The organism is Frigidibacter sp. RF13, assembly GCF_026626305.1.
Classification (GTDB): domain Bacteria; phylum Pseudomonadota; class Alphaproteobacteria; order Rhodobacterales; family Rhodobacteraceae; genus TMP-24.
The window spans coordinates 54,353-77,129 of sequence record NZ_JAPNUE010000012.1; the positions used below are offsets into that span (position 1 = coordinate 54,353).

The 22,777-nt window shown below is 61.6% G+C and carries 25 protein-coding genes and 1 pseudogene; 23 read left to right on the forward strand and 3 right to left on the reverse strand.

All coding sequences use genetic code 11. From position 1 onward, the window contains the following. Positions 1-412: 412 nt before the first annotated feature. The 8 genes from OU426_RS16395 to OU426_RS16430 all read left to right on the forward strand — a co-directional run bounded on the left by OU426_RS16395 (position 413) and on the right by OU426_RS16430 (position 4,639). Positions 413-577: a hypothetical protein gene (locus tag OU426_RS16395; RefSeq protein WP_267635181.1), complete on the forward strand. Its 165-nt coding sequence runs from the start codon at positions 413-415 to the stop codon at positions 575-577. A gap of 186 nt (positions 578-763) precedes the next feature. Further along, positions 764-1,258, forward strand: a complete 495-nt coding sequence (locus tag OU426_RS16400; RefSeq protein ID WP_267635183.1) for a DUF6878 family protein — start codon at positions 764-766, stop codon at positions 1,256-1,258. A 9-nt stretch (positions 1,259-1,267) separates the two neighbouring features. Continuing rightward, positions 1,268-1,645, forward strand: coding sequence for a DUF6915 family protein (locus tag OU426_RS16405; protein WP_267635188.1), 378 nt, complete (start codon positions 1,268-1,270; stop codon positions 1,643-1,645). 1 nt (position 1,646) lies between these two features. Beyond that, the gene (locus OU426_RS16410; RefSeq protein ID WP_267635190.1) at positions 1,647-1,853 is read left to right on the forward strand and encodes a hypothetical protein; all 207 of its coding nucleotides are present in this window, start codon (positions 1,647-1,649) and stop codon (positions 1,851-1,853) included. A 74-nt stretch (positions 1,854-1,927) separates the two neighbouring features. Further along, the gene (locus OU426_RS16415; protein ID WP_267635191.1) at positions 1,928-2,368 is read left to right on the forward strand and encodes a hypothetical protein; all 441 of its coding nucleotides are present in this window, start codon (positions 1,928-1,930) and stop codon (positions 2,366-2,368) included. Continuing rightward, complete coding sequence (locus OU426_RS16420) at positions 2,365-3,243, forward strand: DUF7007 domain-containing protein (protein ID WP_267635192.1); 879 nt, start codon at positions 2,365-2,367, stop codon at positions 3,241-3,243. Before OU426_RS16415 ends, OU426_RS16420 begins: the two co-directional genes overlap by 4 nt. Before the next feature lie 125 nt (positions 3,244-3,368). Further along, positions 3,369-3,929, forward strand: coding sequence for a hypothetical protein (locus tag OU426_RS16425; protein WP_267635193.1), 561 nt, complete (start codon positions 3,369-3,371; stop codon positions 3,927-3,929). Positions 3,930-3,994: 65 nt separating this feature from the next. Further along, on the forward strand, positions 3,995-4,639 hold the full coding sequence (locus OU426_RS16430; RefSeq protein ID WP_267635194.1) for a DUF8835 domain-containing pootine: 645 nt from the start codon (positions 3,995-3,997) through the stop codon (positions 4,637-4,639). 45 nt (positions 4,640-4,684) lie between these two features. On the opposite strand, the gene OU426_RS16435 is transcribed toward OU426_RS16430, so the two are convergent. Then, positions 4,685-4,975 carry a hypothetical protein gene (locus OU426_RS16435; protein ID WP_267635195.1) on the reverse strand — a complete coding sequence of 97 codons (291 nt, stop codon included), beginning with the start codon at positions 4,973-4,975 and terminating at the stop codon, positions 4,685-4,687. Between the two features lie 166 nt (positions 4,976-5,141). On the opposite strand from OU426_RS16435, the gene OU426_RS16440 reads away from it, so the two are divergent. The 14 genes from OU426_RS16440 to OU426_RS16505 all read left to right on the forward strand — a co-directional run bounded on the left by OU426_RS16440 (position 5,142) and on the right by OU426_RS16505 (position 21,188). Beyond that, positions 5,142-5,564 carry an antirestriction protein gene (locus OU426_RS16440; protein ID WP_267635196.1) on the forward strand — a complete coding sequence of 141 codons (423 nt, stop codon included), beginning with the start codon at positions 5,142-5,144 and terminating at the stop codon, positions 5,562-5,564. A 781-nt stretch (positions 5,565-6,345) separates the two neighbouring features. Further along, positions 6,346-6,672, forward strand: a complete 327-nt coding sequence (locus OU426_RS16445) for a DUF736 domain-containing protein (RefSeq protein ID WP_267635177.1) — start codon at positions 6,346-6,348, stop codon at positions 6,670-6,672. A 227-nt stretch (positions 6,673-6,899) separates the two neighbouring features. Further along, complete coding sequence (locus OU426_RS16450) at positions 6,900-7,226, forward strand: helix-turn-helix domain-containing protein (RefSeq protein WP_267635198.1); 327 nt, start codon at positions 6,900-6,902, stop codon at positions 7,224-7,226. An 11-nt stretch (positions 7,227-7,237) separates the two neighbouring features. Then, positions 7,238-7,963 (forward strand): hypothetical protein, encoded by a 726-nt coding sequence (locus tag OU426_RS16455; RefSeq protein WP_267635199.1) that lies wholly within the window; start codon positions 7,238-7,240, stop codon positions 7,961-7,963. A gap of 114 nt (positions 7,964-8,077) precedes the next feature. Then, positions 8,078-8,311 (forward strand): DUF2188 domain-containing protein, encoded by a 234-nt coding sequence (locus OU426_RS16460; protein WP_267635200.1) that lies wholly within the window; start codon positions 8,078-8,080, stop codon positions 8,309-8,311. A gap of 21 nt (positions 8,312-8,332) precedes the next feature. Beyond that, on the forward strand, positions 8,333-8,662 hold the full coding sequence (locus OU426_RS16465; RefSeq protein WP_267635201.1) for a multiubiquitin domain-containing protein: 330 nt from the start codon (positions 8,333-8,335) through the stop codon (positions 8,660-8,662). Then, positions 8,637-9,818, forward strand: a complete 1,182-nt coding sequence (locus OU426_RS16470) for a ThiF family adenylyltransferase (RefSeq protein ID WP_267635202.1) — start codon at positions 8,637-8,639, stop codon at positions 9,816-9,818. The genes OU426_RS16465 and OU426_RS16470 overlap by 26 nt, the downstream gene beginning before the upstream one ends. Then, on the forward strand, positions 9,815-10,249 hold the full coding sequence (locus tag OU426_RS16475; RefSeq protein WP_267635203.1) for a ubiquitination-like system serine protease family protein: 435 nt from the start codon (positions 9,815-9,817) through the stop codon (positions 10,247-10,249). Before OU426_RS16470 ends, OU426_RS16475 begins: the two co-directional genes overlap by 4 nt. A gap of 201 nt (positions 10,250-10,450) precedes the next feature. Continuing rightward, entirely contained in the window at positions 10,451-14,764 is a 4,314-nt protein-coding gene (locus tag OU426_RS16480; protein ID WP_267635205.1) for a strawberry notch-like NTP hydrolase domain-containing protein, read from the forward strand. Further along, positions 14,764-15,828: a DUF7146 domain-containing protein gene (locus tag OU426_RS16485; protein WP_267635206.1), complete on the forward strand. Its 1,065-nt coding sequence runs from the start codon at positions 14,764-14,766 to the stop codon at positions 15,826-15,828. The genes OU426_RS16480 and OU426_RS16485 overlap by 1 nt, the downstream gene beginning before the upstream one ends. 290 nt (positions 15,829-16,118) lie before the next feature. After that, the gene (locus OU426_RS16490; RefSeq protein WP_267635213.1) at positions 16,119-17,057 is read left to right on the forward strand and encodes a DUF2493 domain-containing protein; all 939 of its coding nucleotides are present in this window, start codon (positions 16,119-16,121) and stop codon (positions 17,055-17,057) included. A 94-nt stretch (positions 17,058-17,151) separates the two neighbouring features. Continuing rightward, a complete protein-coding gene (locus OU426_RS16495; RefSeq protein WP_267635208.1) occupies positions 17,152-18,294 on the forward strand; it encodes a hypothetical protein in 1,143 nt (380 codons plus the stop codon). 30 nt (positions 18,295-18,324) lie between these two features. Continuing rightward, entirely contained in the window at positions 18,325-20,655 is a 2,331-nt protein-coding gene (locus OU426_RS16500) for an amidohydrolase family protein (protein ID WP_267635209.1), read from the forward strand. 170 nt (positions 20,656-20,825) lie between these two features. After that, a complete protein-coding gene (locus OU426_RS16505; RefSeq protein ID WP_267635210.1) occupies positions 20,826-21,188 on the forward strand; it encodes a bactofilin family protein in 363 nt (120 codons plus the stop codon). Positions 21,189-21,194: 6 nt separating this feature from the next. Here the strand turns inward: OU426_RS16505 and OU426_RS16510 are convergent, their stop codons facing one another. Continuing rightward, positions 21,195-21,455, reverse strand: coding sequence for a WGR domain-containing protein (locus OU426_RS16510; RefSeq protein ID WP_267635211.1), 261 nt, complete (start codon positions 21,453-21,455; stop codon positions 21,195-21,197). A gap of 96 nt (positions 21,456-21,551) precedes the next feature. Next, positions 21,552-21,761: a hypothetical protein gene (locus OU426_RS16515; protein ID WP_267635212.1), complete on the reverse strand. Its 210-nt coding sequence runs from the start codon at positions 21,759-21,761 to the stop codon at positions 21,552-21,554. 125 nt (positions 21,762-21,886) lie between these two features. Between OU426_RS16515 and OU426_RS16520 the strand changes: the two are divergent. Beyond that, positions 21,887-22,777: pseudogene (locus OU426_RS16520) on the forward strand (hypothetical protein); the annotation flags it as partial.

The window sequence follows — 22,777 nt, forward strand, 5'->3', positions numbered from 1 at the left end:
GAAGCTGGGGTGGATGAAGCTCGGCGCGCAGCAGCCTCACGCCAGAGGTCGGGTCGGGCACAGGGAAAACCTCGTATTCAACGGCGGTAGTTGGGCTGGTGTAACCCCAGTCTGAACCACGCTGATCGCTGGCGGCCTGCGTGGCCGCAAGGCTGGCGAGCGGTGGGCATCCTCTGACAGGGTAGGGCTCCGGTCTCGGGTCAAAGCCCCATCCCCCGCTTCCATTCGCTGTCCTTGGTCTGATCCGTCTCTTTGACATTCAACCCCAGAGGGGTCGGCTACGCGCGCGTGCCGCCCTCGCGGATTCGGGCGAGCCGAACGCACGAGGGTGATTGCAGATCCGGTCAGACACTTCGGGCGCCTGTCGCGCGGGGGATGGTCCTCCGCCCCCAGGAAGACAGGAGCCGACCCCATGTCCAGACAGGATGCCACCGCTTACGCCGCCAGCCTCGCCGCCACGCTGATGGTCGCGATCACCGTGTTTCAGGCCGGGGACGGCACGCATGGGGCGATGCCGTCGGATGAATACGATGGCGACGAGGCGCTCGTCGCCCTGGAAATCGATCCCTGGCAATGAGGCGCGCAAGCGCCTCACCCCTCTCCGGGTCGCGCTGTTCCAGCGCGCCCGAACAGGGGAAACGGCGCCGAACCGAAGGGTCCGGCAAGGGAGAGGTTGAGGGGGGGAGCGGCCAGGGCGAGCCCGCTGAGACAAAGAGAGCGGCGGCGGGCTCATCTGTAACCCACTCTCCCAGGAGATTCCGAAATGACCATCCATCTTCCCGGCCGCGCTGCGGCTCCCGCCGAGACCGCGACCGACCTGGCGCGGATCATGGCCGAGCAGGCCGAGCGTGACGCTGCCGAAGTGGCGCTGCACGCGCGGAACAAGGAGGTGCTCTTCGACGGGCTGCGCCTCGTCGGCATCGCCCATGTCCTCGTCAGCTTTGACGGCTCGGGCGACAGCGGGCAGATCGAAAACATCGAGGCCCGCAATGATACCGACCAGAGCATCACGCTGCCCGCCGCCCAGATCACCTTTGCCGGCATCGACTGGCAGAGCGGGGCACCCACCGAGCACCGTCTGACCCTCGAGGCCGCTATCGAAGAACTGGTCTACGACCTCCTCTCCGATACCCATTCCGGCTGGCAGGACAATGATGGCGCCTGGGGCGAATTCTGCATCGATGCCCGCGCGCGGACCATCCACCTCGAGTTCAACGAACGGTTCACGTCGTCCGAACTCTTCACCCATGATTTCTGAGGGAAGACGATGGCACATCCGTATCACCACGCCCTCTCTTCGGTGAAGAAATGGGGCGGGACGGTCGAAGACTACCTCGCCTGTCATGAATTTTTCGACGCCTCAAAACTCATCCTGGCCGACTTTCGGCATCGGGCGCTGCGCCATCATGCCGAGGGGATATTCCTGCTGGAGCAAGTCCACGGGAAAACCCTGACCCTGTCGACCGGTCGGGTGATCCCGACCCGTTGGGTCGGCGAGCAGCACGTCCGCGAGGATCTGGGCTTCATCCCCAGCTTTGCCGACTGGGCGCGGTCGATCAGGGCTGAGGCCTGGATGGGCCGGACCCAGAAGATCGAGCCCGAGGTCGACCCGCATCTGGCTGACCCCGTGCGGGAGGTCAGCTGACATGAGCCGCGCATACCAGGACCTCGGTCTGTCGCCTGAGGTCTCGCTCCTTAAGGTGCTGCGCACGGCGATCCGGCGGTTGCACCCCGACACGCTCGCGGTTCGCAGCTGGCGCGATGCGCGCAAGCGCTACTACCGCGAGCTCTTGCTGGCCCATGCAGCCGCACAGGCCGCCACTGAGGCCCCTCAGCCCGCGGAAGCGGGCTGATTTCTCTCCTCTTTTGCCATCCAACCCTGATCCGGCTTCGTGGCCCGGGTTTCTCATCCTGAAAGGAGCCCATCGTGGCTGACTATTTCACCCAATTCTCCTGCGTCCTGGACGTGGGCACGGCTGACAAGGCCATTACTGCGCTTGAAATCCTCGAGCGGTTGCACCTGGCAGAAGAGGACTCTGATGAACCCGAGTTCTCGGGCTTCGCCGTTTCGCTTCAGGACGGCCCCGGCAGTTCGATCCTCTGGTTCCATGATGACGACGGCCAGGGCGATGTCGAAGGCGTCATCCGCTTCGTGCTGCGGCTGGCGGAAGCTCTCGACCTTACCGGCCTCTGGGGTTTCGACTATGCCCATACCTGTTCCCGGCCCCGGCTGGAAGCGTTTGGCGGCGGCGCGCATGTCATCGACCTCGGTGCGCGAAAGAGCGTCGGCTGGATCAGCACCCATGAATGGTTGACCGCTGCGCTGAATGGCGAAGACGACGACGCGGCGGAGGCGCTGGTCGCATGAACACTGCCGTTTCTTCCCGCGCCCCCGCCTCTTTCCCCATCCCGGAATTCGGCCGCAGTGTCGATGGCCTGACAGTCGCCCGGATCGGCGATGCCGCCTATGCCATGATCCCCACGGCTGATGGCCGGTATTTCCTCGGCGGCGGCTGGCGCCTCTCCAAACCCCTGTCGGATTGGAAGCGGTCCGACTTCTACGGTCATGGCGGCGAAGTTTCCGACGAGGTGGCTTTCCGCGTCCTCGTTCTGGAACAGGCCGAGCATCAGGGCGAGAAGGCCGGTCTACGTCGGCAGGAATTCCGCGCGCACGCCAACACGCCCTGGGGACCATCGCAGGGCGCGGTCCGCTACGGCGAGGAGGTGGTGTTCCACTCGACCTCCGGCCATGGCGGGTTCCACCTGACGGCGGACCGCAATGCCCAAGTCCATCCGCTACTTCGAAACCCGGGCGGTTGGTACGAGGAGGATGCCGCCTGGGCCGCTGTCGCGACCGCCTGGCCCAATCTCTTCACGGGCCTTGAGTGCCGTGAGGCCGACGAAACTCTGCGCCACAGCTGGCCGGATGCCTGGGAGGCGATCCATGGCCGGGCGCTCAAGCCCGGCGAGTCCCGCAGGCGTGACGGCGAACCCTTTGTCCGCGACCATGCGACCGACTGGGTGGTGATCTCGGCGATCTATTCCGACCAGCATCGCGGCTTCACCGAGGTGATCGCCACACGGGGTGGGCGGCGCGATCCGAAATCCGAGGAGCGTCGCTTCCTTGTCCCTTCCCGGGAGTACAAGGTAGGCCCCTTCGGCTTCGTCATCGATGAGGCGCGCCATGCCGTCTATGACGGCCCGTCGAGCTTCATCGGGTGGCGGGGCAGGGCAGGGGGGTGATCCCCCTTACAGCGGCTGCCCGGTCATCGGTCGGGCGCCCGCCAGAGGGAGAGGTGGGCGGGTGGTTCCGTGACGGGTTTCAGGGTGGGAGAGAGTCTCCTGCCGCCCTTCGCGGAGTGATCCCGATGACTGCACCCATTTCACAAACTGCCTTCCGGGGCCCCGGCGACAACCTGGTCGGCGAGGCCATCGCCCATTTGCGACTCGCGGGCCGCTTGCCCCTGCGGATCAGCTGCAGCTGCTGCGCGCATTGGGACGATGCGGCGCTCGATCAGCTGCACTTCGACCGCGATGTCGATCTCGGCACCTGCGGTGACCTGGCCGCGGCCATGACCGTAGCCAGCAAAGCTGTCGCTTCCGGCCATATCGACGCCGGCCGCGATGCGGTCCTGCGACTGGTGCCGCAGTTCGTCACCATCCTCGATGCCGAACATGGCGTCGTTCTGGCGGGCGCCGTGCAGGCGGGCCGCATCCACTGGTGCGCTCCGGTCAACGGCGACGCCGAGGCGCGGCGCGTGGTGGCTGAGGCTTGCGGGCTTCGGGCCGAAGCGCGCGCAGCAACGGACGCCGGCGATCCCGCTGCCGCTGCGCTGCTCGCCCGCGCCCGCGTGCTGGAAGGGCGGCTGGTCGACCCTTTCTGGCGCGACCTTGCAGCGGCCGCAGTCGATCTCGCCCTGGCCGCCTGATCCTTCCCTCCTTCCAGAAACCCGCCCCCGGCAAAAGACCGGGCCATGCAAATGAGGAACCGCTCATGCCCCAAGTGATCGCCACGACCGTCTATCGCCTTGATGAACTTCCCGAAGGCGCCAAGGACAGGGCACGCGCCTGGTATCGCGAGGGCGGCTTCGACCATGACTGGTACGACGCCGTCTATGAGGATTTCCAGCGCATCGCGGAGATCCTCGGCATCCGCCTGAAGAGCCGGACCGTTCGACTAGTCGGCGGTCGCTCCCGCGAGGAACCGTGCATCTGGTTCACCGGCTTCTGGTCGCAGGGTGATGGCGCGGCTTGGGAAGGCTCCTACTCCTACCGGAAATCTGCCGCTGCGGAACTTCGCGCCTATGCGCCGCAGGATCAGGCCCTGCACCGCATCGGGGAGACCTTGCAGGCGGTGCAGCGGCAGAATTTCTACCAGCTGCGCGCCGAGGTCACCCACCGCGGCAATTACTACCATGCCTTCACCATGGCCGTCTCTGTGACGCGGGACAGTTCGGCCTCGGCGGAGATCGTCGGCGATGCCGAGGCCATCGTCATCGGCGCCCTGCGCGATCTTGCCAACTGGCTCTACCGCCAGCTCGAGCGGGAATACGACTACCTGACCTCGGATGAAGCTGTCGACGAGACGCTGGTCGCCAACGGCTATACCTTCACCGAGGAAGGGCGGCGCTTCGGATAGCCGTCCCGAAACCCGTTTTCGCCCGTTCCGAATCCCGGTCGCGCGCTACCGGTTGCTGTGGATCCAGCGCGACAGCAATTGCCGGTCCCGAAAACATTCATCCGGCACGGCGCGGTGTTTGATCCGCGCCAGCCGTTCGGCAAAGGCGACCTGTTTCGAGGTCGGCTGGCTGATGTCAGCAGGCTTCAGCTTCGCCTGCGCCTCGATCCAGGCGCTGAGCGAGCGACGGTCCTGTTGGACCTCCCAGGGAAGCAGGCTCTGGTTTCGCAGCTCCAGCGACCGCGCATAGGCGATCTGGCGTTCGGTGGCGGGCAAGGCGAAGGGGGCAGCGTCCATGATGGGTCTCCCATGCGGATCCTTCCTACCAATATAGAACAGATAGGGAACATAATCAACGCCGCGACCGCCGGAGAGGGAGAGTTGGGCCGGAAATCGGGCGCGTTCGGGCGGGCCGAGAGAACCGCCGGGGCGTGCCATTCACCCTTGATCCGGAGGATTCCCGATGACCCACGCTGCAATTGCCCAGAAACCTGCCACCCTTGTGCCCGAGGCGCGCCGCATGGCGTTCCTGCCCGAACTCTTCAGCCCCACTCTGATGCTGATCGGCGAGCGGTCCGTCTATCAGTTCATGTCCTGGCTGGCCCCCGATGATTACGCCGGAGGTCTCTGGCACTTCCACGAGCGGGGCGGCCAGCCCCTGTTCATGTCGCCCGACGCTGACAAGCGGTTCCGCATCTTCTGCGAGACCAACGGCTATATGGGCGAGGTCTCGGCCGAGGCCGCCGGGATCATCGCAACGCTCTTTGCCTTGTCCCATCTCTCGTTCCGGCATGAGGCCGACCAACTGTCCGAGGCCTATATGCGGCTTTACGAGTTCGCGGGCGACCATCCCGAGGCTGGCGAGATGTTTAAGGCGATCGACTGACGTGGGCAGCCCGCAAACTGGCTAGCAAGTCCTGGCCCTGTCGCACCCTCCGGCGGTTTCGTCGGGGGGTGTTCGCATTTGTTCGGCGTAGTTTGGCACGGGCGGCAATCATCATGGGTCGCCCGCTGTGGCATGCGGATTTCCACGGCTGCACGGCCCCGGGCATCGACGGGCCTTTGCCAGACCATCATCGACGCAGCGGTTGGTAGGGCAGGGGGAGGAGGGCAATGCCCTACTGCCAAATCGTCATTGAGGTGGGCAGTTGAACTCGTCGTGTCAGCCCGGATCGACCAGCTTCTTTGGCCAGTTGCGGCTTGGTCGTTCGAACATCGTCCGTTTTCTGCCATCACGCTGGCAGACCAGAACCAGTGGAGCGGCGGGAGCCGCGCGGCTGCAGGCCAAGGGGGAAGGCGCAAGCTGGCCTGGCGTCGGCAGTGGTGGTTCACATCGCCGGTGGCGCTTGTCCTGCCTCTCCTGACGGGCTTTCAGGGTCGCCTTGATCTCCGTGGGTCTTCTGTCCCAGCCCGCGTCCAAACGGCCTCTGGTGATGGGCTGATCTGCCCGAAGGACGTCTTCGCCTCGACCGCTTCGGCGCAACAGCGTCGTCACAACTTTCTTCCCCTGCCGGTGCGGGCACCGTCATTCCTCGCGGGACAAGAAAGTTCCTCCTGTGCTGTCAGGGTCCCCAAGGGGACTGCGCCAGTGGTCGCCTCCGGGCTGTCGATCGCCATCGAGGCCGCAAGGACGCGGGCCCGAAACAGAGAGAAAACGGAGAAAGAACATGGCGACCATCGGCACCTTCAAGAAGACCGGCAACGAGTACACCGGCGAAATCTTCACCCTCAGCCTGCAGGCCAAGGGCGTGCGCCTCGTCCCCGATCTGCGGGCCTCGGGCGAGAACGCCCCCAGCCACCGGGTCCTGGTTGGCCGCGCCGAGATCGGCGCCGCCTGGACGAAGAAATCGAACGACAGCGGCCGCGAATACCTGGGCCTGAAGCTGGACGATCCGAGCTTCGCCGCGCCCATCTACGCCAACCTCTTCGATGACGAAGACGGCGAGGGCTACAGCCTCATCTGGTCCCGCCCCAACACCCGCCGCGGCGACTGATCGCATCAGGCAAAGGCCCCGGTCGAAAGACCGGGGCCGAAGCGAAACAAGGCGCAGCCAAAATGAAAGTACCGCTCGACGCCAAAGTCTGTGCGCTCCCCTCCGGATTTGGTTCCCGGATGGGAGCGGCATGACGAAACAGGCCCAAGGCATCATGCGGCGAACTTGACCTCGTCTATGCACGAGAATACGCTGATTAGCGAATAAGCGTATCATGGTGGAGGAGCATGACCGACAGAGCGGATACCTTCGGACGCGCCATAAGCCAAGCGCGTAAGGCGCGATCTTGGAGCCAGAAAGAGTTGGCCCAAAAGATCTTGCGTGAGGACGCGGAAGCGATTTCACCGCAGTATCTCAATGACATCGAGCACGACCGGCGCAGCCCCTCATCCGACCGGATGGTCCAGCAATTTGCAGACATTCTCAGCATCGAAGCGGACTGGCTGTACTACCTAGCCGGCAAGTTTCCCGCAGACCTGCGGGAACGGAAGCTCTCGCAGCAGGAAGTCGCCAACGTGATGGTCGCCTTCCGCGGCAAGCCAGAAAGCAAGTGAGGCGGTAGCGGATGGTGAGGTACGTTCGTGACACGACAGGGCGTTTCTCTCAGCGTCCGCACTACAAGCCCGAAGAACTCGACCGTGAATGCGAAAACATCATCACGGGGTTCCTGAAGAACAAATACGGCAAGGCCGAGTTCCCGGTCACGACCGACGATCTCACGCTCCTGATCGAGCGCGACACCGAAGATTTCGACGGTTACGCTGACCTGTCCTCTTATGGCCCTGAGGTAGAGGGCTTGACCGAGTTCCAGCCGGGCCGGAAACCGATCGTCCGCATCGCCGAGAACCTGTCCAACGACGAACGGCGCGAGAATCGCCTCCGCACGACCCTGACCCACGAGTACGGGCATGTGCATTTCCATGCCTATCTTTGGGAGGTCGAACCGCCCGGCGCCGATCTGCTCCGGCGGAATCCGAATGCCAACAAACAGATTTGCAAGCGAGACACGATGCTGGAAGCCGTCCAAACCGACTGGATGGAATGGCAAGCGGGCCATGCCTGCGGCGCGCTCTTGATGCCGGTGTCCTATATCCGCCGCGTCGTCGGGGCATATCAGGAAGCGAACGGGCTGTTCGGCGTCATCGGCACCGGTACCGAACACGGTCAGACCCTGATCGCGCGGGTTCAGGAAGCGTTCCAGGTGTCGGCGGATGCTGCCCGGGTGCGGCTTCTCCGGCTGAACATCTTGGGCGTAACGTCCGCGGGACCTTCCCTCTTCGACCACCTGTAAACAATGCCGTCGGCTCAAGAATCGGCTGGCCTTGTTTTTGACATCAAAATACGCTAATTAGCGGATACGCGGAACCGCAGTTCCGCGATGTAACAGGTCAAGGAGACCGGAACGATGAGCAAGGGGCCGAAAACCCACCATGTCGTCCCGAACCCGAACGGGGGATGGGACGTGAAGCGCGGTGGCGCTGAACGCGCCAGCAGCCACCACGAAACCAAGCGCGAAGCCATCGAGAGCGGCCGCACCGTCAGCCGCAATCAGGACACCGAGCTGCGCATCCACAACCAGGACGGCCGCATCGCCAGCAGCGACAGCCACGGCGGCGACCCGTTCCCGCCCAAGGGCTGAACCGCAGAAAGGAGGAAAAAAATGAACGACGATCACAAACCCCGTCGCAACGGCAACAACTACCCCGACAACCACGGCCACGGTGGTCACGACGATAACGACAACCACCAAGACAAGGACATCACCATCGTAGTGAATGGCCGCGAGAAGACCGTGACCGGCAAGGAAGTCACTTTCGCGCAGCTCGTGGAGCTCGCCTTCGAAACGCCGCCGACGGGCGAGAACATTGTCTTCACGATCACCTACCGACGCGGCCAGGGCGAAAAGCCCGAAGGCTCGCTCGTCGAGGGCGAGACCGTGAAAATCAAGAAGGGCATGATCTTCAATGTCACCGCTACTGATAAGTCGTAGCCCGGATCTCGCTAGGCTGAAGGAAGACGGGTACGAGGTGGAAATCAGAGCCAGCCACCTCGTTCTCCGTAACGTGCCCTACGTCAACAGCAAGCGCGCAGTGAAGCGAGGGTTGCTGGTCTCGACGCTCAGTCTCGCCGGGCAGGTCACGGCGATGCCAGACACCCATGTCGTCCTGTTCGCCGGCGAGCATCCCTGCGATCGACATGGGCGTCCTCTGACCAAGATCGTCAACGGCAGCAGCCGCCAGAATCTCGGCGACGGTCTCGTGGTGGACCACTCGTTTTCGAGCAAGCCCGTCAACGGGTATCAGGACTACCACCACAAGATGACCACCTACGCGGATATAGTGTCGAGCCACGCGGCGGCCATCGATCCGACGGCCACAGCGAAGACGTTCCGAGTGATCGAGGCCGGCGACCCCGATTCCGTATTCGAGTATCTGGACACAGCCTCAAGCCGCGCCGGTATCTACGCAGTATCGCAGAAGCTGGCCCTGCCCAAGGTGGCGATCATCGGCCTTGGCGGCACGGGTTCCTACGTCCTCGACCTGGTGGCGAAAACACCGGTCAATGAGATCCATCTCTTTGACGGTGACCATTACCTCCAACACAACGCGTTCCGCTCGCCCGGAGCCGCAACGCTTGCCGAACTGAAGGCCGCGCCAAAAAAGGTCTACTATTTTCGCGACCGCTATACGCCGATGCGCCGGAACATCGTAGCGCACGATTTCCACATCGATGCCGCGAATGCGGATTGCCTCGACGGGATGGCATTCGTTTTCCTCTGTGTTGATAGCGGCGCCGCGAAGGGGCCGATAATTGAGAAGCTGGAGGCCTTGGGCATCCCCTACATCGATGTCGGCATGGGCATCGACCTCGTGGGCAACAAGCTGCATGGCATCGTGAGGACGACCACGAGCACCGAACGCATGAGGGCGCATGTCCGCGAGAAGAAGCGCATCGGCCTTTCGGCTGGCGCAGCCAACGACCTGTACGCCAAGAACATCCAAATTGCCGACCTAAACGCGCTAAACGCGGCTCTGGCGGTCATCAAGTGGAAGAAGCTGTTCGGATTCTACCTCGATCTGGATGACGAACATCATTGCACCTACACGCTGGACGGCAACATGCTCCTGAACGATGACACGCCATGAGACAGCCCATTGTCCTCGACACGGAATTTGTCACAGGCGTCCCGGACCAACTCGCCGAGCATACTCTTTACGTGTCGATGGAGTACGCCACGGTCGCGCACAAATGCTGCTGCGGATGCGGCCTGGAAGTCGTCACGCCGCTCAGCCCCACCGACTGGAAGCTGTCATATGACGGCGTTTCGGTGTCGCTTCATCCTTCGATTGGCAATTGGAGTTTCCCCTGTCGTTCCCACTACTGGATCGACAAGGGCAAGGTTCGTTGGGCGGGTGATATGTCGCAAGAGCAGATAAACAGTGTCCGTGCCAAAGATTGTCGCGCCAAAGCCCGCTACTTCGATCCGACCGAGAGACCAATAGTGCCGGCCAGTACAGCGAAACCTGACAACCCGAAACCTGGACTCTGGTCGTGGCTCGCGCGCCTTTGGTCCTGACTATCTTTGGGCACCTCCCGGCGTTCCGCCGGGACCGGGCCCTGGTCCTTCGGACTGGAGCCAGCCGAGGCAGTCTCCACCCATTCGGGCGACTGTCCCTGGCGCGAAGAGGGAGAGGGGTGCCGGGACGGGTCAGGTCCGGCGGGTGAAAGAGAGCGCTGATCGGGCCTGACCCGTTCCTGCTCTCCCGAGGATTTCCCGATGAACGACCTTTCCCCAGCGACCTTGGCGCAAGCGCCGGTCGCTCCGGCTTCCGCCATTCTGGCCGCGGCCCGCTTGCTGCTGCCCTCGATGGAACGCGGGCAGCGCGCCGACAGCGCGTTGCTGCGCGCGGCGATGGATTCCGCCTTCGGCGCCTCCGATGCCTCCGGCCTGTGGGACTGGAAGACGGGTTATGAGGCCTGTGAGGCTGCGACCGTCCTTTTCCTGCGGAAGTACGGCCGAGCCATCTTCAGCAAGGCTGACACGCCTGCGGTGCGGCTGGCCACGCTGTCGAAGATCGCGGGCCTCCTGCCCAGCCACACGCGCCGGTCCGAGGAAAGCCAAGCGCTGCAACAATTCTCCACGCCGATCCCGCTCGGCCTCGCGGCACTGACGGCCGCAGCGATCCGCCCAGATGATGTCGTGTTGGAACCTTCGGCGGGCACCGGCCTCCTGGCCATCCTCGCCGAAATCTCCGGAGCCAGCCTGATCCTCAACGAACTGGCCGACACCCGAGCCGACCTCCTCTCTTCCCTCTTTCCGGCTCTTTCTGTCACCCGCTTCGATGCGGCGCAGATTCACGACCACCTCGATCCGGCATTCGTGCCCTCCGTCGTCCTGATGAACCCGCCGTTCTCGGCAATGGCGAATGTCACGGGCAAGGTTCAGGACGCTGCCTTTCGACACATCGCCTCGGCGCTCGCGCGTCTCGCCCCTGGGGGGCGACTGGTCACGATCACCGGTGCGGGCTTCGGCCCCGACATGCCTGCCTGGCGCGACGCCTTCGTCCGACTGCAGGACCGCGGTTCGGTCGTATTTTCGGCGGCGATCGACGGTTCGGTCTATGCCCGCAATGGCACGACGTTTCCGACGCGTCTGACGGTGATCGACAAGATTTCAGCCGAAGATCCCACTCGCTTCCCGTCCGCTCCCGGTATCGCACCCGACGTTGCGACACTGCTCGGCTGGATCGCCGACCATGCGCCGCCGCGCCCCGCTGTCGATTTGCCGAAACCGCCGTCGCCTACTTCGCCTGCGCGCTCAGTCCGCGGCTATCTCGCTCGGGCCAATGCTGCCCCCGCCATCCGCAAGCCGACTGCATCCACCGTTGCCGTCGAACTCGCCTATGAGACCATCGACGCGGTGCCGCCCGACGCCACCCGCCTCTCGGACGCGATCTACGAAGAATACGGCCTGCAATCGATCCGGATTCCCGGTGCCGTGCCGCATCCGACCAAGTTGGTGCAGTCGGCAGCCATGGCCTCGGTCGCGCCACCGCGACCGAGCTATCGGCCCATGTTGCCTGCGGACATCTGCCAGCGGCTGTCGGACGCGCAACTTGAGACGGTGATCTATGCCGGAGAGGCCCATTCCGACCATCTTGCCGGAAGCTGGACCGTGGACGAGACCTTTGACACCGTCAGTGCGGCACCCGATGGCGCGGCAGACACGGTCCGCTTTCGCCGAGGCTTCATGTTGGGCGATGGCACCGGCGCTGGCAAGGGCCGCCAATCGGCCGGGATCATCCTCGACAACTGGCAGCGCGGGCGTCGCAAGGCGGTCTGGATCTCGAAATCCGACAAGCTGATCGAGGATGCGCAGCGCGACTGGTCGGCGCTTGGCCAGGAACGGCTCCTAGTCACGCCGCTGTCGCGCTTTGCCCAAGGCAAACCGATCACGCTTTCGGAGGGGATCTTGTTCACGACCTATGCGACGCTGCGCTCGGATGATCGCGGCGAAAAGGTTTCGCGCGTCCGCCAGATCGTGGACTGGCTCGGCCGCGATTTCGACGGGGTCATCATCTTCGATGAAAGCCATGCCATGCAGAATGCCGGCGGCGGCAAGGGCAAGCGCGGCGATGTCGAAGCCTCGCAGCAGGGCAGGGCGGGCCTGCGCCTCCAGCATGCATTGCCCGATGCCCGCGTTGTCTATGTCTCTGCAACCGGAGCCACGACAGTCCACAATCTCGCTTATGCGCAGCGGCTCGGCCTCTGGGGCGGCGAGGATTTCCCGTTCGCGACCCGCGCCGAATTCGTCGAGGCGATCGAGGCCGGCGGTGTCGCGGCCATGGAAGTTTTGGCCCGCGATCTGCGCGCGCTCGGACTCTACACCGCGCGGTCGCTCTCCTATGATGGCGTCGAATATGAGCTGGTCGAGCACCAGCTGACCGACGAACAGCGCCGGATCTATGATGCCTACGCGGGGGCCTTCGCCGTCATCCACAACAATCTCGATGCGGCGATGGAGGCGGCCAACATCACGGGCTCGGATGGGACGTTGAACCGGCAGGCCAAATCCGCTGCCCGTTCGGCCTTTGAATCCACCAAACAGCGCTTCTTCGGCCATCTGCTGACCTCGATGAAAACCCCGACCTTGATCCGGTCCGTCACGGCCGATCTGGCAGCGGGCCATGCTGCCGTGATCCAGATCGTCTCGACCGGCGAGGCGCTGATGGAGCGGCGCCTCGCCGAAATCCCGACCGACGAATGGAATGACCTGACGGTCGATGTGACACCGAGGGAGTACGTCGGTTCGTACCTTCAGCATTCCTTCCCGGTGCAGCTCTACGAGCCCTTCACCGATGGCGAAGGCAATCTGTCCTCGCGCCCGGTGTTCCGCGATGGTCAGCCAGTCGAATGCCGCGAAGCCGTCGCCCGGCGTGACGAGATGCTGGAACATCTTGGCTCGCTGCCTCCCGTTCCGGGCGCGCTCGACCAGGTGATCCAGCATTTCGGGACGGAGATGGTGGCGGAAGTGACGGGCCGGTCGCGCCGTATCATCCGCAAGGGCGAGGGCCCCGCAGCGCGGCTGGCGGTCGAGACCAGGGCGCCTTCGGCCAACCTTTCTGAGACCTCCGCCTTCATGGATGACCAGAAGCGGGTCCTGATCTTCTCCGATGCCGGGGGCACCGGGCGCAGCTATCACGCCGAGTTGTCGGCCAAGAACCAGAGGCTCAGGGTCCACTACCTTCTGGAACCCGGCTGGAAGGCCGATGCGGCGATCCAGGGTCTTGGGCGCACCAACCGGACCAATCAGGCGCAGCCGCCGCTGTTCCGGCCGATCTCGACAGATGTGAAGGCGGAGAAACGCTTCCTCAGCACCATCGCCCGGCGCCTTGATACGCTGGGGGCCATCACCCGTGGCCAGCGTCAAACGGGAGGGCAGGGACTGTTTCGACCCGAGGACAATCTCGAAAGCCTTTATGCCCGCGATGCGCTGCGTCAGCTTTACCTTCTTATCGTGCGCGGCAAGATCGAAGGCTGCTCGCTGCAGCGTTTCGAGGCGGGGACCGGGCTGAAGCTGATGGATGCCAATGGCATCAAGGATGATCTGCCGCCGATCACCACCTTCCTGAACCGGCTCCTGGCCCTGACCATCGAGATGCAAGGCATCCTCTTCACGGCCTTCGAGCAGCTTCTTGAAGCCCGGATCGACGGGGCCATGGCTTCGGGGACCTATGACCTCGGCTTGGAGACCTTGCGCGCGGAAAGCTTACGCGTCGCTGACCGGCAAGTGATCTACACCCACCCGACCACCGGCGCAGAAACCCGGCTCCTCTCCATCACGGAACGCCGCCGCAACAAGCCGCGCCTGCTGGACGAAGCGCTTGCCGAACTCGACGACCCGCGCGCCGCCCTGATGCTCAACACCCGCTCAGGCCGGGCGGCGGTGCAGGTGCAGACCACCAGTCTGATGTTGGATGATGGCGAGATCGAACGGCGGGTGCGGCTGATCCGACCGACGGAGGCTCAGAACATCGCCATCCGCCTAATGGGTGGCACGCAATGGGTCGAGACGGATCGGCCCACCTTCGTCGCCGCCTGGAATGCCGAAGTGGCGGAGGTGCCCGAGTTCACCGACAGTATGCTGCATGTGGTTTCTGGCCTGCTCCTGCCGGTCTGGAAACGCCTGCCTCAGGACGAAACCCGCGTCTATCGCCTGCAGACCGATGACGGCGAGCGGATCATCGGCCGCAGGGTCTCGCCCGCCTGGGCCGCGACAGCGACCGGGGGAGGGGTGCCGAGCCTTTCCGCCGATGAGGCCTATGCCGCGCTGACCCTCGGCAAGACCATCCTCGATCTGGCCGAGGGCCTGCAACTGCGCCGTTCCCGCGTCATGGGGGTCAACCGGATCGAGTTGACCGGCTTCACCGAAGCGATGCGCGACCGGCTGCGGGCATACGGCCTCTTCAGCGAGATCATCTCGTGGAAGCTGCGCTTCTTCGTGCCGGTCGGTCATGAAGGCGCGGGAGTGCTTGCCAAGCTCTTCAACCTTTGGCCTATCTCGCGCATTTCTGAGCGTGAGGTTGCCTGATGTCCCGTATTGATGCCGCAGATTTGGCGCAGCGCCTTGGCCGACAGGCCGAGGCCGTCTGCCGAACCTATCTCTCCAACGGGCGCCGGCAGGGCAACTACTGGCAGGTCGGCGATGTCCGCAACACCGCGGGGCGCTCGATGTTCGTGCGCCTCATTGGTCCTGCTTCGGGCAAGGGTGCCGCTGGAAAGTGGCAGGATCCATCAGAAGGCAGCCATGGTGATCTTCTCGACGTGATCCGCGAAAGACTGGGCTTGAGCACCTTCGCCGACGTCATCGAGGAAGCCCGCCGCTTCCTCAGCCTGCCGCAACTGGACCCGGTGCCAAACACCCCGACCCCGAAACTCGGCCCCGCACCATCGGGATCGTCAGAAGCGGCACGGCGGCTCCTCAGCATGTCCGGCCCGCTCAAAGGCTCGCTGGCGGCAACATATTTGGCAGGACGTGGCATCACCGATCTCCGCGACACCGGCGCCCTGAAATTCCACCCGACCTGCTACTATCGGGGGCAGGGCGAGGATCAGACCGAGACCTGGCCCGCCATGATCGCGGCCGTCACCGACCTCGAAGGCAAAGTCACCGGGGTCCACCGTACCTGGATTGCGCGAGATGGCAGCAGAAAGGCACCTGTCGACACACAGCGGAAGGCGATGGGAGATTTGCTCGGCCATGCGGTCAGTTTCGGCGTGGCCAAAGAGGTCATGGCCGCGGGGGAGGGCATCGAGACCGTGCTCTCCCTCCGTCAGGCCCTGCCCAGGATGCCGATGGTTGCCGCGCTCTCGGCCGGACATCTCGCAGCCCTCCTCTTTCCGGCACATCTGCGCCGGCTCTATATCGTCCGCGACAACGATCCGGCGGGGGACGGTGCAAGAGATAGCTTGGTCGCCCGGGCCCTCGAGGTCGGGATCGAGGCGATCACGCTCTCGCCCATGTTGGGGGATTTCAACGACGATCTTGTCACCCGCGGTCTGGATGCACTTCGGGCGCATATCCGTGCGCAACTCGCGCCTGAGGATGTCAGCCGCTTTATGGCGCAGGATCATCTGACCAGTCGAAGCGGGTGATCCCAGAGGTCCGACCTCATCACGGGCATACGAGGCTGCAGTTCCATCAACGGGACCGCGCCTCGGCCTTTGAGAGGGCGAGCGGCCCACAAGCGGTCCGGTCAGGCAATGGCGGCGCCCGACTATTTTCCGCCGGCGGGGAAGACCCCGCCTTTGCATCGCGAGGCAAAATAGTCGGGCTTGGCCATCAAGGCCCTCGCAAGAGGCTCGGGCTGCCAGACCGGACCGCTTGTCGGATTTTCGTCGCCATGAAGGCCGCGACGGTCGCGGTCCAGACGATGGAGCATCCCATGTACGCCCCCGATTTTGATCGCACCGACTTCGAACCCGAACACACCTCCTCGCCGACCGACACCATGATCCAGGACCTTCAGCTCTACGGCTACCGTCCCGCAGCGGGCGAGGCCGATCCCCGGATCACGCCCGAAGACCACATCATCCAGACCGCGGTAGCCGACATCTTCGACGCCCTGATCTCCACCATGGCCGACACCAGCCTCGACTTCGACCTCGACGAGATCCTCTGGTCGACCGTCAACACCTTCCACCGCGCCGCCGAGCGGATCGAGACCAAGCTCGACGACAACGAGCAAGCGCAGAAGCGCCTTCAGCGCGAACAGGACGGCTCCGAGGTGAAATCCGTCCAGCTTGAAACCCTGATCGACATCGGCCAGGGCCTGATCGACCGGCGTGAGAGCATGGAACTCTTCCGCGAAACCGCTGCCGACCTCTTCCTCAAGGCCACCGGAACCCATTGGTCACCGCGTTCGGGCTCGCGCACCAGCCATCGCCACCTGACCGCCGCGATGATCGACAGCCGCGACTTCATCGCCGCCAAAAAACGCGCAGAGACCGAGAGCCTGGTGCCCCCGGGGCCGAAGGTTGCCTTTTCAGGCGGGGACACCACCGATCACCGCCTGATCTGGGATCGTCTCGATCAGATCCACGCCAAGCACCCCGACATGGTGCTTCTCCACGGCGGATCACCGAAGGGCGCCGAGCGCATCGCGGCCGCCTGGGCCTCCAACCGCAAGGTCCCACAGGTTGCCTTCAAGCCCGACTGGACAAAACATGCCAAAGCCGCACCGTTCAAGCGCAACGACCAGATGCTCGACTGCATGCCGATCGGCGTCGTGGTCTTCCCGGGCACCGGCATCCAGGACAACCTCGCCGACAAGGCCCGCAAGATGGGGATTCCGGTCTACCGCATGGCAACGGGCAGCGCGTGAGCGCTGCCCCTACTGACTGATGGCACTTAGACCTCACCGGACCCTTGCAAGCAAATGACCAAAGCGTAAGCTCTCGCGAACGGAGGGAGGCACCTTGGCAGAGAGAACGATATCCGAGATATATAATGGCCTTATTCCCGAAAACTCGCTCTTCGGGCGCAAAGTCCATCGCCTCAATGCGGCGGTTCACCAACTAGATCGCCCCAAAGCAACGCTTGAAACTGTAAATGCGCTTTTCAAAAAGTATACCAACCGCGCAGCGAGCTCCAAATCTCCACAAGCCCGTGCAGAGTATGAACTTTTATCCGGACATCTGTCCTGGCTGGGTAGTCTAAAAGGCGATCCGATTCTAAAGACTGAATTCACCAGATTCAAGACTGCGGCAAACTTCGAGGGATTTCTGGGAGATCAGGAAAGTGATGCGTCCCATGAAGATACACTAACATTCCGACTTGACTTGCACGTTCAAAGAATAATGTCCTCAATAGAGGCAGCCACGTTTCAGAGGGACGTATTTGACTCTTGCGGAAAAGAAGCGTTTCTTCCTCGGATATCCAGGGTGGTTGATAGAGTTTGGAAGAAATACTCGATTGAAGTATCTCCGGTGTCTCTGGACGCGAGCGCGATGCTAAGAAAGAGCTTTGTCGAGTTTATGCACCTTCAACTGGTGCAGAATGCCCTGTCTCACGCCAATGCAGACGCAACCTTCAACAGGAACTATAACAGGTTCAGCCGGGAGCATTTCCAGGCCGAGGGTGAAGATTACTTGTTTGGCGTATTAGCGTTCCTAGATGTTACGCTGTTAGATCCGCACACGTTGAGTCAAGATAAATTCGACTTGGAGCTTCAGTCCTTCTACCCGAAGTTTGTCGAGGTGGTGCCCAATCTACACCAGCGGCTCTCTCGCCAGAGAAAAAGAGTTCTCGTATTTTCCTATTGCGATACCGGACCTGGAATTGAGCGACACGTTCGCAACTTTAGCCCGAAGCGTGCAAGCCTACCAGAAACACTTAATGTGAAGCGCATAATTGATGACCGAATGGCAGGGCGTGAGGTGCCGGGAGCCGGGCAAGGACTAAGTGATGTGCGAGAGCTTGCACGCGAAGTTTCCGCCAGAATAGTTGTGGAGACGCCAGGAGGAGTCTACTTCGATGATAGCGGCAGTAACATCGAGCAAACTGAGCAAAAGTCGAGACTCTCACGCGGAACCGCATTCTCAGTCATTTTAGAGATCTAGCGATTGCGATATAGAGTCATCGACATTCAGTTGGACCAGTTTGAGCGTGACCAAGAGGACGCTCAGCTGAGCGTTTTCAGCAAGCTGAAAACAATGGAGGCAGCGCAACGAAGCAGAGGACTTGTTAGGACGGGCCGTGAGAACGACGAAACCGTTTTCGTCTATCGCCTCCCAGCCGCTGTCAACTGGTCAAAGTACCCAGTCAGTTTGGCTGCCATGATTGATGGGTTGCGAGCTGCTGCACCAGCGATTGAGTCCAACGTCCAGCTTGTAGTTTGGACGAGCGACTTTGAACGGATGATTGCTAGTATATCCATTCCCGATGGCAACGATGCCTGGCAACGCGTAATCGGTGATTTAGCGCAGTCAAGGGAAGTGCTTTCGGCCATCCGGGAAGCGGAATTTCTTGATTTTCTTTCAAGCCCAGATGTTCTCTTTGAGCATGCGGGTGCTGCGCTGTTTGAGCTACCCTCAGGCCACCTGTCGGACTACTTTGTCAGGATAGGAAATCTGCAGTCGCGCTCCGGCTTCTTTTCTGCCATCTTCTTCTGGACGATCGAGCACTTGTGTGGCGTAAGGCACATCATGTGCGACACCTGGAGTATTTCAACTTCAGCCGCTGTTGTCGCAGACTACCTGATGATCTATGAGGGATCCGGTGGCGAAAGTGGAAAACGAGTTACCTGGTCCTTCTCACCAAGCTACATTCCAACGAGCCCGCTTAAAGATAAGCTGATTTTCGACGCGATACATGCTGCGCAAAAGCTTGGTGGAAGAGCGCTCTTCCTGTCGAGCTTCTACTCGTCTGGTGGCCTAGAGCGTGCGATAGTCGAGCAATTGGCCGAATACGACGCTCGAGATTCCGCAGTTCTCATTGCCATCTATTCTGTTCTGGATACATCCGAGTACTCAGAACTCGTGCTTTGCTCGATGGGTGGGCTTCTGGAGAGCCGGGGTCTTATTGGGAAGAAAGCCGGCGCCTCAAAAGAGGTTGAGGTTCTTGCCGTGAGCTCAACGAGCTATTTTCCAGATTACAGGGTAGCAAAAATTGTACCATTCGTCGTCCAAGACATTAGGGACGATTCTGAGTTTTGGGCCCGTTACTGCGGTAGACAGCTCTTCACCCTCCATCGCAACGGCTCCACAGCTTCCGATACTCGACATGATCTCATTCGGCACCATGCTTACTATGTTGATCTTGATAAGCTATTCGCGGACCCTGCCTTTCTCAAGAGTTTGGCGAGCAAAACTCAGGACGTCGCTCCATTCCGTAATGTATTTATAGATGGATCGGGCGCTAGTTCGATCATGTATGAGAGCTTGCGCAAGGTCGCTCCTAAACTTCTGGAGGGATCAGACCTGTACGTTATTCCTGATTGGCGTCAGATTTCTGGCCGTACAGACTGCCTGCAAGCGATTAACCAAAAAGGGGCGAGGTCCGTCTTTCTGTTGCCTGCGGTGCTAACGGGTCAGACAATTGGTGATTTGAAGCGGCATCTTCGAGAAACATCGCTCGATGCAATGCCAAATATGCATATTATGATTGGCCTTTTGCGGCCGTCAGATCCGGTCGTGATGAAGAATTACACTGTGATTGGCGCAAAATACGCAGGTACGGGTGAACTGACGGTCGTTGAGAGGGTAACTCTGCCCAACTTTGGGAGGAAAGAGTGCGCCTGGTGTTGTGAACACGACTCACTGGATGCCGTTCTCAGTAGGGCAGATGTTGATGCAGTTTCCCGAGATCTCTTTGAGGCAAGAAGGGATTATCTTCAGAGTGCAGTTAGCGATGGATTAATTGGAAGTGAAGTCTTCTTTGATCCTCCGACCGGAAGCAGGCTTCCATTCTATGGTGGTTCGCTATTTATTGACGCGATGATTGGGAATAAGGAGCAACGGGATCAGCTTGATAATATTGAGGGGCTCGAGAAGTCCAGGGCGCTAATGGCGTTGGTTGAAGGCTCGCTTTTATCGGAAGCGGATTTATGCTTTGTCGTAGCGAACGCAATTCAGAACTGGCGCAATAGAACAGCTCGCGCTAGCATTGGGCGTGCAACGATTGATGCTGCAACCGTAGTTAGCGATGACAAATTTAACGAGGCACGCCTTCGTGCGGCGATTTGGCGTTCTTTGCGGCCGCACGAGTTGATGCTTGCGGTGAGAGTTAGCACCGGGTTTGAGGATTTGGTGAGCAGAGTTTTCGATCCGGTCGATGCGGTTGCCAGTCACCGATGTTTGGCCTTAGAAGCTTCGCTCGCTTTTGGTCGCGAACTGCGAGTGCGCTTTGGAGGCCTGAGTGATACTGCGAGATGGGGATCAGGGGGGTTCTTTTGGTTGCCTGAGGTAAAGCCTGTTCAATAGCGCAGGGCGGACACCATACTGAATGAAGATTACATAATCAAAATTATGCGACTCGATTGAGGGCAGCGGCTCGGACGCGCTTCTTCGCCGATCACAGCGCCGCGCGTTGCCCTTTCGTTTCCCTTCTGGTCCAGTTGTGCGGCACGAAGTTGATCTGAGGCCGCACCAAGATGAAGATCCCAAATGGCGACCTCGACCGTTGGCCGGACCCGGCTGGCGCAAACGCCCGTCGCAGCGTTTTCGCGCAGGACCTTGTCATCGAAGGAGATGCCACCTCCAGTGGACCGATCGAGGTCCAAGGCAACGTCCTCGGGTCACTGCAGGCGCCAGAGATCACCGTCGCTGGTTCAGGTCGTGTTGAAGGTTCCGTCGTCACCCACGACCTCGTCGTGCTTGGGGCGGTCTCTGGTATGATCTCGGCTCGAAACGTTCAGCTCGCGCCGAGCGCGGTCGTGCAGGCCGATGTCATCCATGAGCGGATCGCCATCGAGGCCGGTGCCGAGCTTGAAGGCAGGCTTCAGCGTAAGGCCTGACAGATCTCACACCGCAAGGTCTGGCGGTAGCATTTGACCGGCCGGCAGATAGCCCCGCCGCATCTTCTGTCGGAGTGTCTGGGATGCCGCCCTCTCCGCTTCTTCAACGGAAGCACAGGTCTCGATGCTCGTCCGGCCGTGGGTCCCGATCCGGCCCCAGGTCCGCAAGACGGATACGTCCCCAAACAGCGTCGCCGCAACATCGATGCAGTAGAAGCGCGACATGTTGGCCTCAGGGTCGATGCGGTGCAGATGTGCCAGAGGCATGGCGGTCCTCCCCCGCTCAGACTCTGCTTTGCGGCTCGCCAAGTCCAATTGCTTTTCTGAATCGATCCGGGCGGTCCGATTCAGAAAGCTGATGGGTCATGGCGATGGATCGTTCGGTGGTCCCTCGACAACCTCGACCCAGAGAACTCCGCGCAGGTTCTCCTCCGGCACCAGCCACACGGTCCTGAAGCGACCGCTCACGGTACGATAGCGCTCCGCGACAAGCTCCCGGTTCCCGCAGTCGATCCGCCACAGCCGACGATCGATGATCGACTGCTTGGCACTGCTTCGGACGACGTCAGCCATTCCTGCCCCCGATAAACCGGTGTCGCGCTGCAGTCATGGACATGAGAGACCGTTCAATTCCCTGGGGTGCATTGTTTGCCGAAGCGGGCTTTACTCTTTGCCAGTCTTGGCAAAGGAGAGGCAGGATGCGCTGGAAAATCAGTATTGAGGGTTCGGACGAAATCACGCGAGGCCATCGTTTCGAACTTGAGATCGAGAAGAGCCTCGATGATCTGGCCACTGGTAACCTCGGCCTGTCGATCGAAGAAGGCAAAGCAATAATGGCCTCGCTTCAGTTGCACATCGTCGAGCAGCAATGCGCCCTCTATGTTCTGTTCCGACGTCATTGCCAAGCGTGTGGCGGAGCGCGACCGATCAAGGAGTATTCGACCAGAACGATCCGGACAGTTTACGGCGCTGTCACCGTGGAGAGCCCTCGGTTATACCCCTGCCGCCGCTGCATCCCCGGTGTTGATTTCACAATCACTCCGGTCTCCGAGCTCTGCCCTGACCGTGCAACTGCAGAACTGATGACGCTTACTGCTAAGCTTGGCGCACTTATGCCCTACCGGGCAGCAGCGGAAGTTCTGGCCGAATTCCTGCCTGGGCAGACACCAACTCGGCACACGACCCTGCGACATCGCACCTTGGCAGTAGGTAAGCGACTGGAAGAAAAAGAAGAACAACGCATGTTCTTTGAACAAGTTGATACGAAGGAGCGTCGTCAACGCGAGCTGCCGCTTCCTGAAGACCCAGAACGGGAATTTGTCCTTAGCATAGATACTGCTCACATCCCGCAAATCCGCGGCCGTGAAACGCGAAGTTTCGAAGCGGTCATCTGCCATGCAAGCCGTGGCGGGGTCGGATCCGACCGAGGAGTTCTGTTCGCCTTTTCTGGTACATCGCGACGGAGAATGAGGGCGGAAGGGCTACTAGCCCTCAAGCGTCTCGGCTACGAAGGCAAGGGCGATATTACCGTGATCTCCGACGGTGAAGAATGTCTGAAGCGCTTGAAATCAGTCCTTCCGCAGCCGGCC